This is a genomic window from Streptomyces atroolivaceus, assembly GCF_000717025.1.
Taxonomy (GTDB): Bacteria; Actinomycetota; Actinomycetes; order Streptomycetales; family Streptomycetaceae; genus Streptomyces; species Streptomyces atroolivaceus.
Window position 1 is genome coordinate 46,906 of the sequence record NZ_JNXG01000022.1, and the last position, 22,311, is coordinate 69,216.

General features: G+C 72.3%; 18 protein-coding genes. 4 read left to right on the forward strand and 14 right to left on the reverse strand.

Annotated features, from left to right (window positions below):
- Positions 1-125 precede the first annotated feature (125 nt).
- From OO67_RS32720 to OO67_RS32760, 9 genes are all read right to left on the reverse strand, one after another.
- A complete protein-coding gene (locus OO67_RS32720; RefSeq protein ID WP_033305448.1) occupies positions 126-1,298 on the reverse strand; it encodes a pseudouridine synthase in 1,173 nt (390 codons plus the stop codon).
- Complete coding sequence (scpB, locus tag OO67_RS32725; protein ID WP_033305449.1) at positions 1,298-1,948, reverse strand: SMC-Scp complex subunit ScpB; 651 nt, start codon at positions 1,946-1,948, stop codon at positions 1,298-1,300. The genes OO67_RS32720 and scpB overlap by 1 nt, the downstream gene beginning before the upstream one ends.
- Positions 1,945-3,087: a segregation and condensation protein A gene (locus OO67_RS32730; protein WP_033305450.1), complete on the reverse strand. Its 1,143-nt coding sequence runs from the start codon at positions 3,085-3,087 to the stop codon at positions 1,945-1,947. Before OO67_RS32730 ends, scpB begins: the two co-directional genes overlap by 4 nt.
- 105 nt (positions 3,088-3,192) lie before the next feature.
- Positions 3,193-3,774, reverse strand: a complete 582-nt coding sequence (locus tag OO67_RS32735) for a hypothetical protein (protein WP_033305451.1) — start codon at positions 3,772-3,774, stop codon at positions 3,193-3,195.
- Entirely contained in the window at positions 3,771-4,889 is a 1,119-nt protein-coding gene (locus OO67_RS32740) for a ParA family protein (RefSeq protein WP_033305452.1), read from the reverse strand. Before OO67_RS32740 ends, OO67_RS32735 begins: the two co-directional genes overlap by 4 nt.
- Before the next feature lie 359 nt (positions 4,890-5,248).
- A complete protein-coding gene (gene ald / locus OO67_RS32745; protein ID WP_033305472.1) occupies positions 5,249-6,364 on the reverse strand; it encodes an alanine dehydrogenase in 1,116 nt (371 codons plus the stop codon).
- Between the two features lie 165 nt (positions 6,365-6,529).
- Positions 6,530-8,605, reverse strand: coding sequence for a tetratricopeptide repeat protein (locus OO67_RS32750; RefSeq protein WP_033305453.1), 2,076 nt, complete (start codon positions 8,603-8,605; stop codon positions 6,530-6,532).
- Positions 8,606-8,940: 335 nt separating this feature from the next.
- Positions 8,941-9,567, reverse strand: coding sequence for an NUDIX domain-containing protein (locus OO67_RS32755; RefSeq protein WP_033305454.1), 627 nt, complete (start codon positions 9,565-9,567; stop codon positions 8,941-8,943).
- Between the two features lie 78 nt (positions 9,568-9,645).
- The gene (locus OO67_RS32760) at positions 9,646-11,316 is read right to left on the reverse strand and encodes a CTP synthase (protein ID WP_033305455.1); all 1,671 of its coding nucleotides are present in this window, start codon (positions 11,314-11,316) and stop codon (positions 9,646-9,648) included.
- Between the two features lie 438 nt (positions 11,317-11,754).
- Here OO67_RS32760 and OO67_RS32765 point away from each other — a divergent pair, with 438 nt between their 5' ends.
- The 3 genes from OO67_RS32765 (at position 11,755) to OO67_RS32775 (ending at position 16,788) form a co-directional block, all read left to right on the forward strand.
- The gene (locus tag OO67_RS32765; RefSeq protein ID WP_033305456.1) at positions 11,755-13,557 is read left to right on the forward strand and encodes a glycoside hydrolase family 15 protein; all 1,803 of its coding nucleotides are present in this window, start codon (positions 11,755-11,757) and stop codon (positions 13,555-13,557) included.
- Positions 13,558-13,655: 98 nt separating this feature from the next.
- Entirely contained in the window at positions 13,656-15,053 is a 1,398-nt protein-coding gene (locus OO67_RS32770; protein ID WP_033305457.1) for an FAD-binding oxidoreductase, read from the forward strand.
- A gap of 106 nt (positions 15,054-15,159) precedes the next feature.
- Positions 15,160-16,788: a PucR family transcriptional regulator gene (locus OO67_RS32775; protein WP_033305458.1), complete on the forward strand. Its 1,629-nt coding sequence runs from the start codon at positions 15,160-15,162 to the stop codon at positions 16,786-16,788.
- 4 nt (positions 16,789-16,792) lie between these two features.
- Here OO67_RS32775 and OO67_RS32780 read toward each other — a convergent pair whose 3' ends face one another.
- The 5 genes from OO67_RS32780 to OO67_RS32800 all read right to left on the reverse strand — a co-directional run bounded on the left by OO67_RS32780 (position 16,793) and on the right by OO67_RS32800 (position 21,921).
- The gene (locus OO67_RS32780; protein ID WP_033305459.1) at positions 16,793-17,869 is read right to left on the reverse strand and encodes a glycosyltransferase family 4 protein; all 1,077 of its coding nucleotides are present in this window, start codon (positions 17,867-17,869) and stop codon (positions 16,793-16,795) included.
- Between the two features lie 174 nt (positions 17,870-18,043).
- Positions 18,044-19,789, reverse strand: a complete 1,746-nt coding sequence (gene recN, locus OO67_RS32785; protein ID WP_033305460.1) for a DNA repair protein RecN — start codon at positions 19,787-19,789, stop codon at positions 18,044-18,046.
- A gap of 83 nt (positions 19,790-19,872) precedes the next feature.
- On the reverse strand, positions 19,873-20,796 hold the full coding sequence (locus tag OO67_RS32790; protein ID WP_051710106.1) for an NAD kinase: 924 nt from the start codon (positions 20,794-20,796) through the stop codon (positions 19,873-19,875).
- The gene (locus OO67_RS32795) at positions 20,793-21,608 is read right to left on the reverse strand and encodes a TlyA family RNA methyltransferase (RefSeq protein WP_033305461.1); all 816 of its coding nucleotides are present in this window, start codon (positions 21,606-21,608) and stop codon (positions 20,793-20,795) included. Before OO67_RS32795 ends, OO67_RS32790 begins: the two co-directional genes overlap by 4 nt.
- 7 nt (positions 21,609-21,615) lie before the next feature.
- Complete coding sequence (locus OO67_RS32800) at positions 21,616-21,921, reverse strand: hypothetical protein (RefSeq protein WP_033305462.1); 306 nt, start codon at positions 21,919-21,921, stop codon at positions 21,616-21,618.
- 42 nt (positions 21,922-21,963) lie between these two features.
- Here OO67_RS32800 and OO67_RS32805 point away from each other — a divergent pair, with 42 nt between their 5' ends.
- Positions 21,964-22,311, forward strand: coding sequence for an alkyl sulfatase C-terminal domain-containing protein (locus OO67_RS32805; RefSeq protein WP_033305463.1), 348 nt, complete (start codon positions 21,964-21,966; stop codon positions 22,309-22,311).

Genomic DNA, 22,311 nt, shown 5'->3' on the forward strand with positions numbered 1-22,311 from the left:
AATGGTCACTCTGACTATAAAGAAGAAACGGCGGACGCGAAAGGCCCGCGGCCGGTTCCTGTTCGAAGAAGTGAACGAGGAACCGGCCGCGGGCCGTTCGGGGTCGGGCGCAGTGCCCCGGTGCGCTACAGGCCGACCTCGCGCATCAGCATGCCCACCTCGGTGTTGGTCAGGCGGCGCAGCCAGCCCGACTTCTGGTCACCCAGCGGGATCGGTCCGAAGGACGTCCGCACGAGGCGGTCGACCGGGAAGCCGGCCTCGGCCAGCATGCGGCGGACGATGTGCTTGCGGCCCTCGTGGAGGGTGACCTCGACCAGGTAGTTCTTGCCGGTGTTCTCGACGACCCTGAAGTGGTCGGCGCGCGCGTACCCGTCCTCCAGCTGGATGCCGTCCTTGAGCCGCTTGCCGAGGTCACGCGGGAGCGGGCCCTGGATGGCGGCGAGGTAGGTCTTCTTCACGCCGTACCGGGGGTGCGTCAGGCGGTGGGCCAGCTCCCCGTGGTTGGTGAGGAGGATGATGCCCTCGGTCTCGGTGTCGAGCCGCCCGACGTGGAACAGCCGCGTCTCGCGGTTGTTGACGTAGTCACCGAGGTTCTGGCGGCCGTCCGGGTCGCCCATGGTGGAGACCACGCCGGCGGGCTTGTTCAGCGCGAAGAAGAGGTACGACTGGGTCGCGACGGTCAGGCCGTCGACCTTGATCTCGTCCTTCTGCGGGTCGACGCGCTTGCCCTGTTCGAGGACGATCTCGCCGTTGACCTCGACGCGGGCCTGCTCGATCAGCTCCTCGCACGCCCGGCGCGAGCCCATCCCGGCGCGGGCGAGGATCTTCTGCAGACGCTCGCCCTCCTGCTCGGCCCCCGGGTTGGTCCTGGGGGTCTTGATCTCGGGCTTGTCCGCGTACCGGTCACGGTTGCGCTGCTCGATCTTGGCGTCGAGCTCGCGGGGGCGGGACGGAGCGCCGACCCGTCGTCCACCCTTGCTCACGTTCTGTGCGGGCTTCGGGCCGCCCTTGGCACCTCCGCGTGCCGCCGCGCCGCGGCCCTTGCGGGGGCCGCCGTCGCCGCCCGGCTTGTCGGAGCCCACGTCGTAGCGGCGCTCCTCGGGACGGGGCCGGCGGGGGCGCTTGTCGTCCTGCTTGTCCTCGCGCCCGGATCCGGAGACCCGGGGGTTCGGGTTGCTGTTCCTGCCGCTGCCGCTGTTGTTCCTGCCGCCTGCGCCACCGCTCCTGCCGCCGCCGCCGCTGCTGTTCCTGCCGCCGCCGCTGCCGCTGCTGCCGCTGTTCCTGCCACTGCTTCGCATCAAAAGTCCGTCTTGTCGTCTGCGTGAGTTTCCGGGGTGTCCGGTGCGTCCGGATCGAACGACGGCACACCCTCTAGCGTCTCAGCCTCGATCGCGTCCGCCTCCGGGAGGAAGGGCGCGAGCTCCGGGAGCTCGTCCAGGCCTCGCAGGCCCATGCGCTCCAGAAAGTAGTTCGTCGTCCTGTACAGGATCGCACCTGTTTCGGGTTCCGCGCCCGCCTCCTCCACGAGACCCCTCTGGAGCAGGGTCCGCATGACGCCGTCGCAGTTCACTCCGCGCACCGCCGAGACCCTCGAACGGCTGACCGGCTGGCGGTACGCGACCACCGCGAGTGTCTCCAGCGCCGCCTGGGTGAGCCGGGCGTGCTGGCCGTCCAGGACGAAGCCCTCGACCGCCTCCGCGTACTCCGGACGGGTGTAGAAGCGCCAGCCTCCCGCCACGAGCCTCAGCTCGAAACCGCGGCGCTGGACGGTGTACTCGTCGGCCAGCTCCCGCAGGGCGTCCGCGACGGCCCTGCGGGGCCGCTGGAGGACCTTGGCGAGGTGTTCCTCGGTGGCGGGCTCGTCGACGACCATGAGGACCGCCTCCAGGGCGGGCCTGAGGTCGAGCCCGGCCACCGCGGACTCGCGCCCGTCGTCGTCCGTGGTCATGCCTGTACGTCCTCCTGTACGTCGCGCACCTCTTGGTCGAACTCGTCCGTGACCACCGGTCCGGCCCCCTCGCCGCCGGCCCAGCGCACCAGGAGGTCACCGAGCGCCTCCTCCTGGTCGAGCGCGACCGCCTTCTCCCGGTAGAGCTCCAGGAGCGCCAGGAAACGGGCGACGACCGTGAGGGTGTCCTCCGCGTCCTCGGTGAGCGCCCGGAAGCTGATCTCGCCCTCCGCCCGCAGCCGCGCGACCACGATCTCCGCCTGTTCGCGCACGCTGACCAGCGGCGCGTGGATGTGGTCGACGTACACCTGCGGCTTCGGCCTGGGCTGCATCGCCTTCACCGCGAGGCGGGCGAACCCCTCGGGGCCGATGCTGATCACGACCTCGGGCAGCAGCTCGGCGTGCTGCGGTTCGAGGCCCACGGTGCGGGGGTGGCGGCGGGCCTCGGACTCCAGCCGGTCGCTGAAGATCTCCGCGATCCGCTTGTACGCGCGGTACTGCAGCAGCCGCGCGAAGAGCAGGTCCCGCGCCTCGAGGAGGGCGAGGTCCGCCTCGTCCTCCACCTCGGCGGTGGGGAGCAGCCGGGCGGCCTTCAGGTCGAGCAGGGTCGCGGCGACGACGAGGAACTCGGTGGTCTGGTCCAGGTCCCAGTCCGGCCCCATGGCTCTGATGTGGGCCATGAACTCGTCGGTGACCTTCGACAGCGCGACCTCGGTCACATCGAGCCTGTGCCTGGAGATCAGCCCGAGGAGCAGATCGAAGGGGCCCTCGAAGTTGACCAGCCGTACGGTGAACCGCCGGTCGTCCGCGGCCTCGGTGGTGCCCTCCCCGGCCTCCCCGGGCACGGCTTGGGGCTCCGGGCCGGGAACGGCTCGGTCCCCGCCCTCACCGGCCGCCTCGTGCCCGGCCCCGCGGGGCTCCGCCGCCTGCGCGGACGGGACATCCGCGGCAGGAGGGCCCTCGACGGGCCCTGGGGCGCCCGGAAGGACCGCCGGGGGCTCCGGAGCCCCGGACGGGGTCGCGGGAGCCTCCAGGGCCTCCGGAGGGGTGGTGAGGGGATCAGGAGCCGCAGGCCTCGTCCCCGGCCCACGGCCGAGGGCACGGCGGGCGGGACGGGTCGGGTCGTCGGCAGTCGGCATGTACTGGGGTCCAGGGGTGCGGCGGGAGGCGGGCGGTGGGCCCCGGGCGGGGCCACCCCCGCACAGGGGCAGCCCTCCCCCGGCAGGCTACCGGCGCGGCACCGCTCAGCGGCCCCGCAGTCTCCGTACGAGGATGCTCGCGTCGCCGCGCGACTCCAGGTCGGCCAGCACCACGGCGACCGCCTCCCGGACGATGCGCCCGCGGTCGACGGCCAGCCCGTGCTCACCGCGCAGCACGAGGCGCGCGTGCTCGAGGTCCATCAGCTCCTCGGCCGACACGTAGACCGTGATCTTCTCGTCGTGGCGTTCCCGGCCGCTGGGCCGTCGGTTCGCTCCCCGCCCGCCCCCGCGTCCGCGCTGCGGCTGGACGGTGGGCGCCGCCTCCTGGGCGGGCGCGGTACGCGGCCGGGGCGGGGCGGCCGCGCCGCGGACCTCCCCGTCGGCGCGGCTGCGCGAGCCGGTGCCGTCGGCCTCCGCCGCGGAGTGCTCCTCACGGGACGCCCCGGCGGACGTGTCCCCGCCCGGGGTTCCGCCCTGGCCGGTCTCGGCAGCCGGATCACCCCCTCCGGCAGGTGCGGGCACCCGCGCCTCGCCGTTCGCCTTGCGTCGCCGCTCGGCGGAGGACGAGGCCTGAAGACCCATGCCCCCGGTGGTACGGAACAGCTCGTCGGCCCCCGGCAGACTCACTCGGCGTGACACCGGGCGAGCACCTCCCTGGCCAGCTGGCGATAGGCGGCGGCACCGACCGAGTTCGACGCGTACGTGGTGATGGGTTCACCGGCGACCGTCGTCTCCGGGAAGCGCACGGTGCGCCCGATGACGGTGTGGTAGACGTGGTCGTCGAAGGCCTCGACGACGCGCGCGAGCACCTCACGGCTGTGCACCGTGCGGGAGTCGTACATGGTGGCGAGGATGCCGTCCAGCTCCAGCTCGGGGTTGAGCCTCTCCTGAACCTTCTCGATCGTCTCGGTGAGCAGCGCCACACCGCGAAGCGCGAAGAACTCGCACTCGAGCGGGACTATCACCTTGTGAGCCGCCGTCAGTGCGTTCACGGTGAGCAGGCCGAGCGAGGGCTGACAGTCGATCACGATGTAGTCGTAGTCGGCCATCAGCGGCTTGAGGGCGCGCTGCAGCGTCGACTCCCGGGCGACCTCGCTCACCAGTTGCACTTCGGCGGCGGAGAGGTCGATGTTGCTGGGGAGCAGGTCCATGTTGGGCACGGCCGTCTTGAGCAGGACCTCGTCGGCCGCCATGCCCCGCTCCATGAGCAGGTTGTAGACGGTGAGGTCGAGCTCCATCGGGTTGACCCCGAGGCCGACGGAGAGGGCTCCCTGCGGATCGAAGTCGACGAGCAGGACGCGCCGGCCGTACTCCGCGAGTGCGGCGCCCAGGTTGATGGTCGACGTGGTCTTGCCGACGCCGCCCTTCTGGTTGCACATCGCGATGATCTTCGCGGGGCCGTGATCGGTCAGCGGACCGGGAATCGGGAAGTACGGCAGCGGCCGGCCGGTCGGGCCGATCCGCTCGCGGCGCTGGCGAGCGGCGTCGGGCGCGAGCGTGGCCGCGTACTCCGGATCGGGCTCGTATTCGGCATCGGGGTCGTAGAAGTGCCCCTCGGGCACCTCGGCGAAGTCGGCGAAGTGGGAGGTCTCTCGGCCACTTTCGTTGCCGGCCATGGCGTTCACGTGTAGGCCGTCCATCATCTGGGGGGCTGTCGTCATGTGCTGGTGGGTGGCGAAGGTGCGGACAGCGACGGAGCCGACAGCTTCGAGCCCGATCGGGCTCAGACCCCGTGCAGGCATCCCTGGTTGACCACCCCCGGGAGTAATTGTCGACTCATTCACAAGTCGTCTTACCTCCTTGGATGTGACCAGGAAACTTATCGATAGGTCAGCGTGGCACCATGCCGACGATTGGCGACTCTATGGCGTGTCACCGGTTCGCAGCAACACAATCCGCCGGACCCGGCCCGATGTGTCGGCAATCGAACACCCCTCTGTCAAGAGCGCGGAGCGCCCGGCGCGCACCTTTCGCGGGGGTGCAAAAAGGGTAGAGGGTCATGTCTCCGGCGAGTTGGGCCGGGGCCTCTCACGCGTCCGGCCGGACCTTGCTGGGCAAGGTCCGGCCGGACGCGTGAGGTTGACGGAGAGGGTTGACCCGCTCAGCCGAGAAGCGTGCTCAGTTCGACGTGGTCGAGACCGTGCGCCTCGGCCACCCCGCGGTAAACGACCTGCCCGTCATGGGTGTTGAGGCCCTTGGCCAGCGCGGCGTCCCGGCGCAGGGCGTCGGCCCAGCCACGGTTCGCGAGCTCCAGGATGTAGGGCAGCGTGGCGTTGGTGAGCGCGTAGGTCGAGGTGTTCGGCACCGCACCCGGCATGTTGGCGACGCAGTAGAAGACCGAGTTGTGGACCGCGAAGGTCGGCTCGGCGTGCGTGGTCGGATGCGAGTCCTCGAAGCAGCCTCCCTGGTCGATCGCGATGTCGACAAGAACACTTCCGGGCTTCATCTTGGCGACGAGCTCGTTGGTGACCAGCTTCGGCGCCTTCGCGCCCGGGATCAGCACCGCGCCCACGACGAGGTCGGCCTCGACGACCGCCTTCTCGAGCTCGAGGGCGTTGGAGACGACGGTGCGCACCTTCGTGCCGAAGACCTTGTCGGCCTCACGCAGCTTGTTGATGTCCTTGTCGAGGAGCGTGACGTGGAAGCCGAGCCCGACGGCGATCTGCGTGGCGTTCCAGCCGGAGACCCCGCCGCCGATGACCACGGCCCTGGCCGACCCCGTGCCGGGGACACCACCGGGGAGCACGCCGCGTCCGCCGACCGAACGCATCAGGTGGTACGCGCCGACCTGCGGGGCGAGGCGGCCCGCGACCTCCGACATCGGGGCGAGCAGGGGCAGTGCGCGGCTCGCGGTCTCCACGGTCTCGTACGCGATGGCGGTCGTGCCCGACTCGAGCAGGGCGTCCGTGCACGCGCGGGAGGCTGCGAGGTGCAGGTACGTGAAGAGCGTCTGGCCCTTGCGGAGGCGGTGGTACTCCTCGGCGACCGGCTCCTTGACCTTCAGCAGCAGGTCCGCGGCGGCCCAGACCTCGTCGGCGGTGGGCAGGATGCGCGCGCCGGCGGCGATGTACTCCTCGTCCGGGATGGAGGATCCCTCGCCGGCGTGCTGCTCGACGAGGACCTGGTGGCCGTGGCGGACGAGCTCATGCACTCCGGCAGGGGTGATCGCCACCCGGAACTCGTTGTTCTTGACTTCGCGGGGGATGCCGACCTTCACGTCGATCACGGTCCTTGGGCTCGGAGAAACGCTCGGACACAGCGGGAGGTACCCGTATGAAACCAAGCATAAGGGGAGACACCGCAGTGATGTGCGGCAGAGCCATCATTAATGAAGGGCTTCTCGCTGTCCAGCCTTACAAAGCATTAAGTTTTGATCGAAGCACTACGGATTTCGTAGGTCGACCTCTCCTTGCTCAGCAGCCTGACCGTCCTCGTCGAGCAGTCTGTCGGCCGCCGCACGGTGCAACCGGGCCGCAGCCGGATCCCCGAGGCGGTCCAGGGTGTCCGCCAGCCTGATCTCCAGCGCGGCCTGCAGTCGCACGTCACCCGCACGGCCGGCCAGTCCGACCGCCTCCCGGCAGGTGTGGAGCGATTCCTGCGGTCTGCCCGCGTACTCCTGCACCCGCGCGGCCTCACTGAGCGCCCGCGCCTGGGCCGGGACGTCCCCGAGCCTGCGGTGGCCCGCGGCCGCCGCCCGCCAGTTGCGCAGGGCCTCGCCGTAGCGCCCGGCGTAGGTGTGGACCGCTCCGAGCCGCCCGTACAGCCTCGCCTCGTCGGCCCGCTCCCCCTGCGAGAGCCGCTGCGCCAGAGCCCTGCCGTACCAGTCGGAGGCCCGGTTGTAGTCCCCCAGTTCCGCGTATGCGCCGCCTGCGGATTCCATGGCCCTGCCGGTCGCGTAGAGGTCGTTCGCCGCGCGTCCCGCGTCCAGCGCGGCCCGGTAGCGGGCCAGCGCCTCTCGCGTACGGCCGGTCCTGGCGTCCAGGTCGGCGAGGTTGAGCAGGGCGGCGGCCTTCTCCCTGGGCAGGTCGCGGCGCTCCGCCACGTCGAGGACCAGGCCGTGCAGCCCGTACAGCACGGGCGCGGCCTCCTCGGTGCCCCGGTGCGCTGCGAGGGCGCGGACCAGCGCGGCGACCAGCCGGCGGGCGAGGGTGTCCAGTCCCCCGTCGCTCACCGCCGCTCGGGCGGAGGCCAGCAGCGCCGGCTCACGGATCCGCAGCCACTCGGCGGCGGACCCCGGATCGGGGAAGCGCAGCGAGCGCGGCAGCCCGGCGAGCCGGCGGCGGGCCGGGGAGTCCTCCGGATCGGTGACGGCACGGCAGGCCTGGAGCCGGCGCACGGTCCGCTCCAGCATCCTGGCCCGGGCCAGCTGGATCTCGGCGGGCCGCTCCTGCTCCTCCAGCACGGCGCGCACCAGCGGTGCCAGACATCCGGGCACCTCGTACTGCGGCACCCTGGCGCCGTTCGTCCTGAGCAGTCCGAACCGGACGAAGTCGTCCAGGGTCGTCCGGGCGGCCGACACCGAGCATCCGGCCAGCGCGGATGCGGTGTGGGCGTCGGCGAGCCCGGCGGGCGCGAGTGCGAGCAGCCGCAGTATCCGGGCGGCGGCCGGTGGCAGCGACTCGTGGACCAGCCGGAAGACGCGGGCCAACGGCCGTGCGGCGGCGGGCTGTTCAGGGTCGTCCTGCCGGTCGCGCAGTTGCTTGGCCACGTCGGCGACCGACGCGCCGGGCCGGGCTGCGAGCCAGCCCGCCACCAGGGTGAGTGCGGCGGGCTGCCCCCCGCACTCCTCCGCGAGCGTCTCGGCGGTCCGCGGGTCGACCGTGACGCGGACCTGGCCGATGGCGCGGGCTAGCAGCTGCACGGCGGATCCCGTGTCCAGTCCGCCGATGGTGCACGGGCGGACGCCGGGGATTCCGGTGAGCGGGCCGGTCGCGGTGGCGACGACCAGGCAGTCCGGGTTGTCCGGCAGCAGGGGATCGACCTGCTGGGCGTCCACCGCGTCGTCGAGCAGGATCAGCGCGCGTCGTCCGGCGAACGCCTCGCGGACCATCTCGGAGAGTTCGTCCTCGTCGGCTCCGGGCGGAGCCTTGACGTGGAGCAGGTCCAGAAGTGCGCGCGCGGTGCGCTCCGGCGGGACGCGTTCACCTTCCGGTTCGGTGAGGGAGATCCGGAACACCCCGTCGGGGTAGTCACCCGGTTCCGCGAGCCTTCGGGCGAGTTCGGAGGCGAGAGCCGTGCGTCCGGATCCGGGCCGGCCGGCGATCAGCAGGACCCGGGCACGGGCCGCTTTGCGGCCGGCCAGGGTGTCCAGGCCCGCGCGCTCGATGTCCTCCTGAAGGGCTCTCAACTCGCGTTCACGGCCGAAGAACTGAGGCAGTGTCACATCCGGCGGCTCCTTGGCTCCCGCCGTCCCCGCCGCTTCGGCCGGGCCGCTGGTGTCCACCGCCTGATCGGTCACGGGCCACGCTCCACTTCGCTGCACGCGGTTGCCCGCCGGAACTCCGGTCGGGGCCTTTCGAGCGTAGTTCAGTGGTGCGGACGATCACGGCCGAGCGCGGCGGACACGTCCCTCGATCGGATCAACCTTTCGTACGATCAGCCTTCTGTCGGCCCTACGTCGGACCACCCGACCGCGAGACGGGGACGGACCGGCCGACCGGGGACGGACCGGCCGACGGCGACGGACCGGCCGCTGCGGGCGACCGCGGACCGGCCGTGCGGCTGCCGCCCGTCCCACCCGGGCCGCCGAACGGCGGGCCGGGGTGGGCAGGCGGCGAGGGCGGACGGGCCGGGTCAGGCCTCGAACGGGCGGGCCGGCCAGGGCGCCTCGGCCGGGCGGAGCGAGTCCACGCCGTCTCCCGCGAGCACCGCGGTGAGCGACAGGACGCCCACGACCAGGCAGTTGTTGTGCAGGTCACCGGCGAGCACACCCCGTACGAGCTCCTGGAGGGGCACCCGTGCCTGCTCCATGTCGGCCTCCTCCTCGGAGACCTCGAAGCGCGCGCCCTCGGCCTCGGAGAGGTCCCGGGCGAGGAAGATGCGCACGGCCTCGTCGCAGCCACCGGGCGTGGTGTAGACGTCGGTCAGCACCCGCCAGTCCTCGGCCTTGACGTGGGCCTCCTCGTAGAGCTCGCGCTGCGCCGCGTGCAGCGGGTTCTCGCCGGGGACGTCGAGCAGTCCCGCCGGGATCTCCCACAGCTTGTGGCGCACCGGGTGCCGGTACTGCCGCAGGACGAGGACCCGGCCGTCCGCGTCGAGCGCGAGCACGGCCACGGAACCGGGGTGGACCTGGTAGTCCCGGCCGTGGACGCTGCCGTCGGGCATCACCACGTCGTCGGTGCGGACGCTGGTCTTGTTACCGGTGAAGGGGGTCACCGTCGCGGTGACCTGCCACTCCTCGGGCGTGTCCTGGAAACCCATGTACGTCCTCCCACGAACAAACAGAAACCGGGGCACGCATCCCGTGAAGGATCCGTACCCCGGTCAACCGTATCGCTCTTACGCGTCGGCGCCCGTCCCGTGTGCCGCGACCTTGCGCTCCACGGCGGCCTTCACCAGGCCGGCGAAGAGCGGGTGGGGGCGGGTCGGGCGGGAACGCAGCTCCGGGTGCGCCTGGGTGGCGACCAGGTAGGGGTGGACCTCACGCGGGTACTCGACGTACTCGACGAGCTTGTTGTCCGGGGAGGTGCCGGAGAAGACCAGTCCGGCCTTCTTCTCGAGCTCCGCGCGGTAGCCGTTGTTGACCTCGTAGCGGTGGCGGTGGCGCTCCTCGACGTACGGCTCGCCGGCGTAGGCCTCGCGGACGAGGGAGCCCTCGGCGAGCTTCGCCGGGTACATGCCGAGCCGCATGGTGCCGCCGAGGTCGCCCGCGCCCTCGACGTAGGCCAGCTGCTCCTCCATCGTCGAGATGACGGGGTGGCCGGTGGCGGCGTCGAACTCGGTGGAGTTGGCGTCGGTGATCCCCGCGAGGTTCCGCGCGGCCTCGATCACGATGCACTGCAGGCCGAGGCAGAGGCCGAGCAGCGGCACCTTGTTCTCGCGGGCGTACTGGATGGCGCCGACCTTCCCGACCACACCGCGCTCGCCGAAGCCGCCGGGGATGCAGACGGCGTCGACGTCACCGAGCTGCCGCTGCGCACCGGCCGGCGTCTTGCAGTCGTCGGAGGCGACCCACTTGACCTTGACGCGGGCCTTGTTCGCGAAGCCGCCCGCGCGGATGGCCTCGGTGACCGAGAGGTAGGCGTCGGGCAGGTCGATGTACTTGCCGACCAGGGCGACCGTGACCTCGTGGTCGGGGTTGTGGACGCGGTCCAGCAGGTCGTCCCAGGTGGTCCAGTCGACGTCCCGGAACGGCAGGTCGAGCTTGCGGACGACGTAGGCGTCCAGGCCCTCGGTGTGCAGCACCTTGGGGATGTCGTAGATCGACCGGGCGTCCTTGCAGGCCACCACGGCGGTCTCGTCGACGTCGCACATCAGCGAGATCTTGCGCTTGATGGCGGTCGGGACGTCGCGGTCGGCGCGCAGCACGATGGCGTCCGGCTGGATGCCGATGTTGCGCAGGGCGGCGACGGAGTGCTGGGTGGGCTTGGTCTTCAGCTCGCCGGACGGGCCGATGTAGGGCAGCAGCGAGATGTGCACGACGAAGACGTTGTCGCGGCCGACCTCGTGGCGGACCTGGCGGACCGTCTCCAGGAAGGGCAGCGACTCGATGTCGCCGACCGTGCCGCCGACCTCGGTGATGACGACGTCCACGTCGTCGGTGGCCATGCGGCGGATGCGGTGCTTGATCTCGTTGGTGATGTGCGGGATGACCTGGACGGTGTCGCCGAGGTACTCGCCGCGCCGCTCCTTGGCGATCACGGTGTTGTAGACCTGGCCGGTGGTGACGTTGGCCGAGCCGTCGAGGTCGACGTCGAGGAAGCGCTCGTAGTGGCCGATGTCCAGGTCGGTCTCGGCGCCGTCGTTGGTGACGAACACCTCACCGTGCTGGAAGGGGTTCATCGTGCCGGGGTCGACGTTGAGGTAGGGGTCGAGCTTCTGCATGGTGACCCGCAGGCCACGAGCCTTGAGCAGGGCACCCAGGCTGGAGGCAGTCAGACCCTTGCCGAGGGAGGAGGCGACACCCCCGGTGACGAAGATGTGCTTGGTCGTCGTGGATGTGGGCTGCATAGCCAAAGGGGGCTCCCGTGGTCGCGATAGTGAGGTGCGTGCCGGCATGCCGTACGGAGATTTCCGGAGGTGCCGTCGCTGCGGTTCGGGGGCCTCGTCCACTGTCGGGACGACCACCGGTCCACGGGCTACCAGGGTAACAGCGACGAAGGGAGGCCGCTTCCGGCCATGCCTCCGCCGAAGTGGGCACAAGATCACCATGTCCGTTTCAGGTCCCACCCATTCGCGGGAGGCCGGGGACGGACAACTTGCGGACAGGCGCGCGGATCCCCCGAGTGCGTCGTATCCTGCTCGGACACTCGCTGCCGAGTTGGCCGGCCCAGCGGCTCCACCCCAGCCCGCTCACCCGCGCAAGAGCTCGTCGGTTCTACTACAACGACCCCTTGACCAGCAGTAAGCGCCCTGCGGGGCGACATGGCCGTTCGACTGGAGACGCACGTGGCCGGGCGCATCGAGGATTACGCACTCATCGGAGACATGCAGACCGCAGCCCTGGTCTGCCGGGACGGCACAGCGGACTGGCTGTGCCTGCCCCGTTTCGATTCACACGCAATTTTCGCCGGACTTCTCGGCACCGAGGAGAACGGTTTCTGGCGGCTGGGCCCCGCCCGTCCGGAAGGGGCTGAACCCCCGGCGGCGGACCGGCGCCGCTACCGCGGCGACTCCCTCGTCCTGGAATCGGAGTGGGACACCCCCCGCGGCACGGTCCGCGTGACGGATTTCATGCCGCCGCGTGACGGTGCCCCCCAGCTGATCCGCATCGTGGAGGGCGTGAGCGGCCGCGTTCCGATGCGCTCCGAACTGCGGATGAGGTTCAGCTACGGGCGGGTCACCCCCTGGGTGCACAAGGTCGACGGCCGCACGGTCGCCGTCGCGGGACCCGACTCGGTGTGGCTGGACACGGACGCGGAGACGTACGGCCAGAATCTGACGACGTACTCGGACTTCACGGTGGCGCCCGGCGACCGGATCGCGTTCACCATCAGCTGGCAGCCCTCGCACCACGAGCCGCCCGCCACGCCTGAGCCCGAGACCTCCCTGGAGGCGACGGAGAACTTCTGGCGCGAGTGGGTCGAGCAGTGCACGTACCACGGCCCCTACAGGGAGGCGGTCGTCCGCTCCCTGATCACGCTGAAGGCGCTCACCTACGCGCCCACCGGCGGCATCGTGGCGGCCCCCACCACCTCGCTGCCCGAGGACATCGGCGGCTCGCGCAACTGGGACTACCGGTACACCTGGCTGCGGGACGCGGCGATCACACTCTCCTCCCTGCTGCGCACGGGGTACCGCGAGGAGGCCCGCGCATGGCGCGAGTGGCTGCTGCGGGCCGTCGCGGGCGACCCGGAGAACCTGCAGATCATGTACGGCATCGCGGGTGAGCGGGAGCTCGGCGAGGCGGAGCTGGACTGGCTGCCCGGTTACGAGAACTCCGCCCCGGTCCGGGTCGGCAACGGCGCGGCGAACCAGCTCCAGCTCGACGTGTACGGCGAGGTCACCGAGGCGCTGCACCTGGCGCACATGACGGGGCTGACGCGCAACGACTACGCGATGGGGCTCCAGCTCAAGCTGATCACCTATCTGGAGAAGCACTGGGAGGAGCCGGACGAGGGCATCTGGGAGGTGCGCGGGCCGCGCCGGCACTTCGTGCACTCCAAGGTCATGGCCTGGGTCGCCGTCGACCGCACGATCAAGCTGATCGAGTCCGGGGACGCGGAGGGGCCGCTGGAGCGGTGGCACCAGTTGCGGGAGGACATCCACCGTGACGTCTGCGAGCGGGGCTACGACCCCGAACGCAACACCTTCACCCAGTCCTACGGGTCCCAGGAGCTGGACGCGTCCCTGCTGCTGATTCCCCAGATGGGTTTCCTGCCTCCCGACGACAAGCGCGTCATCGGCACGATCGAGGCGATCCAGCGGGAGCTGTCCACGGAGGACGGTTTCGTCCTGCGGTACCCCACCGAGGGCGACGACGCGGGCGTCGACGGGCTGGAGGGGGACGAGGGCGCGTTCCTGGCCTGCTCGTTCTGGCTGGCGGACGACCTGGCGATGATCGGCCGGGTCGACGAGGCCCGCCGGCTCTTCGAGAAGCTGCTGTCCCTCCGCAACGACCTCGGTCTGCTGGCCGAGGAATGGGACTCAGGCCTCCAGCGCCAGGTGGGGAACTTCCCCCAGGCGTTCAGCCACGTGCCGCTGATCGACACGGCGCTGCGGCTGACGGCCAGCGGGGCGTACGTCGGCTGATCCCGGGGGGGCGTGGCAGGACACCTCAGGAACGGCCGATGTCCACGGCCGGACCTACGATGGAAAGGTCCTGTCACGCCCTGCGAAGGGGGCACAGAATGACGCCCCGTACCCCTCCGACGGACACCGCACCGGCCGGGCTCCGTGCCGGTTTCGAAGGTGCCGTCCATGTCCCCGGTGACCCGGGCTACGACGAGGCCCGTACCGTCTTCAACAGCATGATCGACCGCAGACCCGCGGTGGTGGCGCAGTGTTCCTCCGAGGCGGATGTCGCGCGGGCGCTGCGCTTCGCACGCGACCAGGGCCTGGAGATCGCCGTGCGCGGGGGCGGTCACAGCGTGGCGGGCATGGCGCTGAGCGAGGGCGGTCTGGTCATCGACCTGCGCCGGATGCGTGCGGTGGAGGTCGACGGGAACGCCCGCTCGGCCCGCGTGGGCGGCGGCGCCACCATGAGCGACCTGGACCGGGCCACCCAGCCGTACGCCCTGGCGACCACGGGTGGGCGGGTCTCCACCACCGGCGTCGGCGGCTTCACGCTGGGCGGCGGCTCGGGGTGGCTCGAGCGCGCCTTCGGACTCGCCTGTGACAATCTGCTGGCCGCCGACCTGGTGACGGCGGACGGCGGCACCGTACACACGAGCGCCGAGGAGAACCCGGAGCTGTTCTGGGCCCTGCACGGCGGCGGCGGCAACTTCGGTGTGGTCACCTCGCTGACGCTGCGGCTGCACGATCTGCCCGCGATGAGCATGGCGCTGCTCCTCCTCCGCCCCGAGAACGGCCCGGAGGCGGTCCGTACGTACCGGGACGTGATGGAGTCCGCCCCGGACGCGGCGGGAGGCGCCTGCATCTACATCACCGGACCGCCCGAGGAGTGGGTGCCCGAGGCCCTGGTGGGCCGGCTCGTGTGCGCGGTCCTGGTCACGTACGCCGGTACGGAGGCGGAGCTGCGCGACGTGGCGGCTCCCCTGCTGGCGCTGGAGCGCGAGGCGGAGATGATCGACGCGATCGACTACGCGGACCTGCAGTGCATGCTCGACGACCCGCCCGGCATGCGGAACTACTGGTCGGCGGAGTATCTGGACGGCTTCCCCGACGAGGCCGTTGCCGCCTTCTGCGCCGGCGCCGCCACGATGCCCGTTTCCTCCGGTTCGCAGCACGTGCTGTTCCCGATGGGCGGCGCGGTGGCCCGGGGGCCGGCCGACTACCCGCTGCCCTGGCGTTCCTCCCCGTGGGCGGTCCATCCGTTCGGGGTCTGGGAGAGCGAGAGGGACGACGAGCAGGCCAAGGAGTGGGTACGCCGGGTGCGTGCATCCGTGATGCCGTGGGCCGGCGGGGCGGTGTACCTCAACTTCATCGGCCGCGAGGGCCAGGAACGGGTCGTCGCGGGATTCGGGGAGCGCGCGTACGAGCGGCTGTCCCGCGTCAAGGCACGCTACGACCCGGACAACGTCTTCCACCTGAACCACAACGTCAAGCCGGCTGTCGCCGTGGTGTGACGTGCCCGGTCGGGGCCGGTAACTTCCTGACCGGGGGCGTTCGCGCCCCGCGGACACGAAGGCACGAGCGCGGACGCGCGGACACGGAAGCACGAGGCCGGAGCCGGTGGAGACAGAGGGCGGGATCACCGTGCGGCGGGCGCTGGAGCTGCCGGGGCTGCGCGGTGGAGTCCCGGAGGTACTGACCGGCGCCGACCGGCTGGGGCGTACGGTGCGCTGGGTGCACGCCGGTGAGGCGCCGAACATCCCCGCCCTCCTCAAGGGCGGGGAGCTGCTGCTCACGACGGGGCTCGGCCTCGGGTCCCGGCCGGCCGACCAGCGCGCCTTCGTCCGCAAGCTGGCCGACCGCGGCATCGCCGCCCTCGTCGTGGAGCTCGGCCCGCGCTTCGACCGGCTGCCCGCGGCGATCGTCGATGCGGCCCGGACGGCGGGCCTGCCGCTCGTCCAGCTGCACCGGGAGGTGCCGTTCGTGGCGGTGACCGAGGAGATCCACACCGAGATCGTCAACGGCCACTACGCCCTGCTCCAACGGGCGGAGGAGGTACACCGCCGATGTACGCAGGCGGTGCTCGCCGGCGGCGGTGTTCCGCAGGTCCTGGGGATCCTGGCGGACTTCGCCGCCAACCCCGTCTTCCTGGAGACTCCGGACGGCCGGCTGCTGTTCGCCGCCGGGACCGGGACCGGGCCGGTGGGCGCCGGCCCGTTGCAGGTCTGGGAGAGCCTCCGCGGGGCTCGCGCCGCCCGCGAGGCGCCACCGGCGGGCGCTGTCCTGGTCGAGGTGCCGGGAGGGGGCCCGGGGGCCGGTGCCGTGCGGGCCCGTCTGGTGCTGCTCGCCGTGTCGGGCCCTCTGGTGGCGGTGCACCGGATGGCGGCCGAGCGGGCGGCTGGCATCCTGGCGGTCGTACTGATGCAGGCCCGCCAGGAGGAGGAGGTGGCGGCGCGGGGACGCGGTGACTTCCTCACGGATCTCGCCGAGGGGAGGATCGCTCCCGAGGACGCTCCCGCGCAGGCCGGTGTCCTGGGGTTCCGGCCGGGCGGGGACCCTCTGCTGCCGGTGGTGATGCGGCTCGCCCCCGAGTCGGCGCCGTCGGGGAGCTGGGCCGTGCTGGCCAGGGCCGTGGCGGATGAGCTCTCGGCGGTGGGCGTACCGGTGCTGGTGGGGGTACGCCCGGTGGAGGGCAGGGTTCCGCTGTTGCTGGCGCTGCGCCCGGGAACCACACGCACGGCGCTCGCGGACCGGGTGGCGGCGGCGCTACGGGCCGGGGCCGGGCGTGCGGGCCTGGAGCGGGCCGGGGACCGCACGCCGGTCGTGGTGGTGGTCGGGGCCGCCGGGGGCTGGGCTGCGGCCGGCGCGGCACTACGGCACGCGGCGGAGGCGGCGACGGCCGCCCACGGGCTCGGGGAACGCCCCTGGTACGACGCGCGCCGCCTGGACATCGATCTGCTGCTGTGGCGGATGCGGGACCATCCGGACCTCGCGTCCTTCGTGGACCGGGCGATCGGCCCGCTGCGCGAGCACGACCGGACGTCGCGCCCCGCCCTGCTGCCCACTCTGGAGGCGTACCTCGCCCATGCCGGACGCAAGGCGGAAGCCGCACGCGAACTCCATCTGAACCGCCAGACGCTCTACAACCGGCTGGCCCGCATCGGCGAGCTGCTCGGCACCGACCTGGACGATCCGGAGTCGGTGCTGGCCCTGAGCCTGGCCCTGCGGGCGCGCCGCCACATCCGGTGAGGGGTCAGGCGCGTGCTGCCGCCGGGGGCTGCGCCAACTCGTCGTAGACGGAGAGCACATGGGCGATCGTGTCGTCCTCGCTCGGCCAGCCGGCGGCCTGTGCGCGCCCCGATTCGGCGAGCCGCTCCCGCCGTCCGGGGTCGCCGAGGAGACGTACGACAGCACCGGCCAGCGCCTCCGCGTCCCCCTGGGGAACCAGCTCGGCCGCGTCGCCCACGAGCTCCGGCAGCCCGTCGGCGCGGGCCGCGACCAGCGGGATGCCGAGCCGCAGCGCCTCCTGGGCGAGCAGCGGCCCGCCCTCCCCGCCGCCGGCCACCACGGCGAGGTCGGCGGCGGCGAGGAGCTCACCGACCTCGTCCGGCCCGCCGGCGAGGACGACGGGCAGTCCCTCCGCCGCGATCCGGCGCCGCAGGGCACCGGATCGGGGCCCCTCCCCCACGACAGCCAGCAGGGGCACGGGGTCCAGCACGCTCCACCCGCGCGCCGCGTCCAGCAGCGTGTCGTGACCGTGCTGGGCCACCGACACGAGCAACGGCCTTCCGACAGCGCCCAGTTCGGCGCGGGTCTTGCCGTCGTCCGATGCACCGGGGAAGCGGAGCGCGGGGATCGCGGCAGGCGCGAGCCGGGCGTCCCGGGCCCCCCGGCGGCGGGCCCGGTCGACCAGATCCCACGAGGTGCCCAGCACCACGGCGGCCGCGCGGGCGGCCCTCCGCTCCAACAGCCGCAGCAGCCGGCCGCGGGCACCCTCGGCTCGGGCGCGGGTGTGCCAGGTCACGACCAGCGGGGTGCCCCGGCCGCTGAGCGCGATCCCGGCGCGTACCGCGGCGTGCAGCCCGTGGGCGTGGACGATGTCCGCCCCGGCACAGGCGGTACGGAGCGCGGCGACGGCCGCGGGGTCACTGCGCCGGGGCACCGCGACGTAGCGGGCGCCCGGCGCCGGCAGGCCGTGGGCGCGGGAACCGGCGGGGGCGCAGACGGTGACCTGCACGCCTCGGGCGACCAGACCTGCGGCGAGCGAGCTGACATGAGCGCTGCTTCCGGCACCGCCGCCCAGGACTTGGACCGTACGCAGCTGTGACACGTTGATTGGCTCCCGGGGCTCCCGAGTCGGCGGTATGTACAGCGCCAAGGATGCCAGTCCGTACGCACGTTCCGGCACCGACGAAACGTTCTTCCCCTCGTCGCGTCGGCAGCGGGACCGCCCGACTCACTCGTAGGAGTGAGGCGGGCGGTGCGAAGCTGACGTCTTCGGCCGCTATCCGTCCGCCCGCGCGGTCTCCAGCAGCTCTTCGGCGTGCGCCCGGGCGGTCTCCGAGTCCTCCTGCCCGGCGAGCATCCGGGAGAGCTCCCGCACCCTGTCCTCGCCCTCCAGGACCGTGACGCCGCTCCTGGTCACCGATCCGTCCACGGTCTTCTCGACCAGCAGCTGCCGGTCGGCGAAGGCCGCCACCTGCGGCAGGTGGGTGACCACGACGACCTGGGCGGACCTGGCGAGCTTCGCCAGGCGCCGGCCGACCTCGACGGCCGCCTTGCCGCCGACGCCCGCGTCGACCTCGTCGAAGAGGTACGTCGGCACGGGGTCGGAACCCGCGAAGACCACCTCGACGGCGAGCATCACCCGGGACAGCTCACCACCCGATGCGCCCTTGGCGATCGGCCGGGGCTGCGCGCCGGGGTGGGGCGCCAGCAGGAGTTCCACCTCGTCGGCGCCGGACGGCCCGTAGAGCACGCTCCGGCCTCCGATGTCGATACCGGACTCCTCGTCCGGCGCCTCGGTCTGCCGGATGGCGAAGGACACCCGGGCGTGCGGCATCGCCAGTGACGACAGCTCCTCCGTGACGGCCGCGGCGAAGCGCGCCGCCGCCTCCGTCCGCGCGTCGGTCAGCTCCTGCCCGAGGACCGAGAGCTCGCCGCGGAGCGTGTCGCGCTCCGCCGTCAGCTCACCGATGCGGTCGTCGTCACCCTCCAGCTCGGTCAGCCGGGAGGCACCTTCCTCGGCCCAGGCGAGCACGGAGGTGATGTCCTGGCCGTACTTGCGGGTGAGCGCCGTGAGCGAGGCCCGCCGCTCCTCCACGGCGGCGAGCCGCAGCGGGTCGGCGTCCAGCTGGTCGGCGTACCCGGCGAGCTCGCCGGCGACGTCGGCGAGCAGGATCGAGATCTCCCCGATCCGGTCGGCGAGCGCGGCCAGTGCGGGGTCGTGCGCCCGTACGGCGTCCAGGGACCGTCCGGCTGCCGCCACCACCGTGGTGGCGTCCACACCCTCCTGGTCCTCCGGATCGCCCGCGAGCGCCGCGTGGGCGAGGGCGGCGGCGGAGGCGAGCGCCTCGGCGTGGCCGAGCCGCTCGGCCTCCGCGGCGAGCTCGGTGTCCTCCCCGGGCAGCGGCTCCACGGCGGCGACCTCGTCGAGGCCGAAGCGCAGCAGATCCGCCTCCTGGGCGCGTTCCCTGGCCCGGGTGGTCAGTTCGCCGAGTTCGGTGACGACGGCGCGCAGCCGCCGGTAGGCCGCCGCGTACTTGGTGTGCGGGCCCTCGACACCCCCGCCGGCGTACCGGTCGAGCGCCTGCCGCTGCCGTGCGGGCTTGAGCAGTCCCTGCTGGTCGGTCTGGCCGTGCACGGCGACGAGTTCGTCGGCGAGCTCGGTGAGCACTCCCACGGGCACGGATCTGCCCCCGAGATGGGCCCTGGAGCGTCCTTCCGCCGAGACGGTACGGCTGATGATCAGCGCACCGTCCTCGATCTCGCCCCCGGCCTCCTCGGCTCGCACCGCCGCCGAGTCGCCGGGGGACACCGTGATCCGCCCCTCGACGACCGCGGCCTTGGCACCGACCCGCACCAGGGCGGGGTCGGCGCGCCCGCCGAGCAGCAGCCCGAGGCTCGTGACGACCATGGTCTTGCCCGCGCCGGTCTCACCCGTCACCGCGGTGAAACCGGGTGACAGCTCCACCACCGCGTCGTCGATGACTCCGAGCGATCGTATCCGCATCTCCTCCAACACGGACATGACCTTACGAGGTCCGGGAGCCCGTGTGCGACGGACCCCGGTGCCGGATTCACTCACGCGGGTGTGAGCAGCGGTCCCGGCAATCAGTGCGGAGCGCCCCGCCAGCCCTGGACGGGCAGCGCGAACTTGGCCACCAGCCGGTCGGTGAACGACGCCTGGTGCAACCGCGCGAGCCGTACGGGCACGGCCCCGCGCCGCACCTCCACCCTGGCCCCTGCGGGCAGCTCGACGGTCCGGCGCCCGTCGCACCACAGCACCCCGTGCGGGGTGTGCGGCTGGACCTCCACGGCGAGCACGGAGTCGGGCGAGGTCACCAGCGGCTTCGCGAACAGCGCGTGGGCACTGATCGGCACCATGAGCAGGGCCTCGACCTCCGGCCAGACGACGGGGCCGCCTGCCGAGAAGGCGTACGCGGTCGACCCGGTCGGGGTGGCACAGACGATCCCGTCGCATCCGAAGCCGGTCACCGGCCGGCCGTCGATCTCCAGGACCACTTCGAGCATCCGGTCGGGCGAGACCTTCTGGACGGCGGCCTCGTTGAGTGCCCAGTCGGTGTGCACGATGTCACCGTTGCTGTGCACGAGGACGTCGAGCGTCATCCGCTCCTCGACCTGGTACGCCCGGGTGACGACCCGGTCGACAACCTGGTCCAGGTCGTCACGCTCGGCCTCGGCGAGGAAGCCGACCCGTCCGAGGTTGACACCGAGCATCGGTACGCCGGAGGCGCGGGAGATCTCGGCGCCGCGCAGCAGCGTCCCGTCCCCTCCGAGCACGATCAGCAGTTCGCAGCCGTCCACGGCCGCCGGGGTCGCGTCGGTGACCGTCACCACGGACTGTGGCAGCGGCAGGTCCTCGGCCTCCACGGCCAGCACCCGGACGCCCAGGCCGTTCCGCAGCAGGCCCTGGACCACGAGCTCGGCGCTGCGGATCGCGGCCGGACGGCCGGTGTGCGCCAGCAGGAAGACGGTGCGTTCCGCGTTCCCTGATTGTGCCGCATGCGTCGTCAACGGGGCCCCTCCGCCACTGCACGGTCGACATCCGCGGGATCCAGCTCAGGTGCGCCGGCCCGCAGCCACAGAAAGTACTCGACATTTCCCGACGGGCCGGGCAGCGGGCTCGCCGTGACCCCCTGGACGCCGAGGCCCAGCAGACCGGCCCGGCGCGCCACCTCCCGCACGGCTTCGGCCCGCAGCTCGGGGCTGCGGACCACACCGCCGCTGCCGAGGCGCTCCTTGCCCACCTCGAACTGCGGCTTGACCATGAGCACCAGGTCGGCGTCGGGGGCGGCGCAGCGCGCGAGGGCGGGCAGCACCAGTCCGAGCGGGATGAACGACAGGTCGCCCACCACCAGGTCGACCTCCTCCCCGTCGATCTGCTCCACCGTCAGTTCTCGTACGTTGGTACGGTCCTTGACGGTGACGCGTTCATCGGACTGCAGGGACCAGGCGAGCTGCCCGTAGCCCACGTCCACGGCCACGACGTGGCCGGCGCCGGCCCGCAGCAGCACATCGGTGAAGCCGCCGGTCGAGGCACCGGCGTCCAGTGCCCGCCGCCCCTCGACCTTCAGTCCCAGGGGTGCGAAGGCGGCGAGGGCGCCCGCGAGTTTGTGCCCGCCGCGCGAGACGTACTCGGGATCGTCGTCGTCCTTCACCACGACGACGGCCGCGCTGGTCTCGACCTGGGTCGCGGGCTTGGTCGCCGTGTTCCCGCCGACCGTCACCCGCCCCGCCGCGATCAGCTGGCTCGCGTGTTCGCGCGAGCGGGCGAGCTTGCGGCGTACCAGCTCGGCGTCGAGGCGGCGACGTGCCACTCCTGCCACGTTCGGTTCAGCTCCTGTGGTCGTGCGCGGGCGTCGGTACGGGTGCGGGCCGTGCGTCCAGCGCGGTCAGTTCGTCGCGCAGCCCACGGTGTACATCCTCGTACACCTCGGTGTGGCCGTCCGCCGCGAGGTGGTCGGCGTCGGCCAGCCGCTCCAGCCGCGCGTCGACACCGGCGTGCCCGGTCGGGGTGCGCGCGACACCGAGGGGCGCGGGCGGGACGGGGTCGAAGGAGGGCGCGGGTGGCGCGGCGGGCGCTGCCGCGGCCGCCTCGCCCCCCTGCGCCGTGTCCGGCCCCGGCATCCAGTCGCTCATGCGGGAACGCTACCCCGAAGGGCCGGTGTACCGTCGGTGACGATGGCGACCATGGCGGAGTGCCGCAGCGCACTCGACACACTTTCCGGCAATCTGGCGGGGGCGGACGGCGACGTACGCCGTGCCGCCGACCTCGACCGCTCGTTGAGCTGCCACATCAGGGATCTCGACGTGACCTTCACCGGACGGCTGACGAACGGCCGGATCCAGGTGCTCGACACGCACGAGGGCCCGCCCAGGGAGAAGGCCGAGATCCGGCTGGCGATGACCGGGGACGACCTCGTCGCCATGGTCGACGGCGAGCTGAACTTCGCGAAGGCCTGGGCGTCGGGCCGGGTGCGGCTGGAGGCGGGCTTCCGCGATCTGCTGAAGCTCAAGTCCATGCTGTGA

Excerpts from the sequence above, each read along its gene's own strand:
- OO67_RS32720 (WP_033305448.1), bottom strand. The coding sequence starts at position 1,298 with ATGCGAAGCAGTGGCAGGAACAGCGGCAGCAGCGGCAGCGGCGGCGGC.
- scpB (WP_033305449.1), bottom strand. The coding sequence starts at position 1,948 with ATGACCACGGACGACGACGGGCGCGAGTCCGCGGTGGCCGGGCTCGAC.
- OO67_RS32730 (WP_033305450.1), bottom strand. The coding sequence starts at position 3,087 with ATGCCGACTGCCGACGACCCGACCCGTCCCGCCCGCCGTGCCCTCGGC.
- OO67_RS32740 (WP_033305452.1), bottom strand. The coding sequence starts at position 4,889 with ATGCCTGCACGGGGTCTGAGCCCGATCGGGCTCGAAGCTGTCGGCTCC.
- OO67_RS32755 (WP_033305454.1), bottom strand. The coding sequence starts at position 9,567 with ATGGGTTTCCAGGACACGCCCGAGGAGTGGCAGGTCACCGCGACGGTG.
- OO67_RS32760 (WP_033305455.1), bottom strand. The coding sequence starts at position 11,316 with ATGCAGCCCACATCCACGACGACCAAGCACATCTTCGTCACCGGGGGT.
- OO67_RS32770 (WP_033305457.1), top strand. The coding sequence starts at position 13,656 with ATGACGCCCCGTACCCCTCCGACGGACACCGCACCGGCCGGGCTCCGT.
- recN (WP_033305460.1), bottom strand. The coding sequence starts at position 19,789 with ATGTCCGTGTTGGAGGAGATGCGGATACGATCGCTCGGAGTCATCGAC.
- OO67_RS32800 (WP_033305462.1), bottom strand. The coding sequence starts at position 21,921 with ATGAGCGACTGGATGCCGGGGCCGGACACGGCGCAGGGGGGCGAGGCG.
- OO67_RS32805 (WP_033305463.1), top strand. The coding sequence starts at position 21,964 with ATGGCGACCATGGCGGAGTGCCGCAGCGCACTCGACACACTTTCCGGC.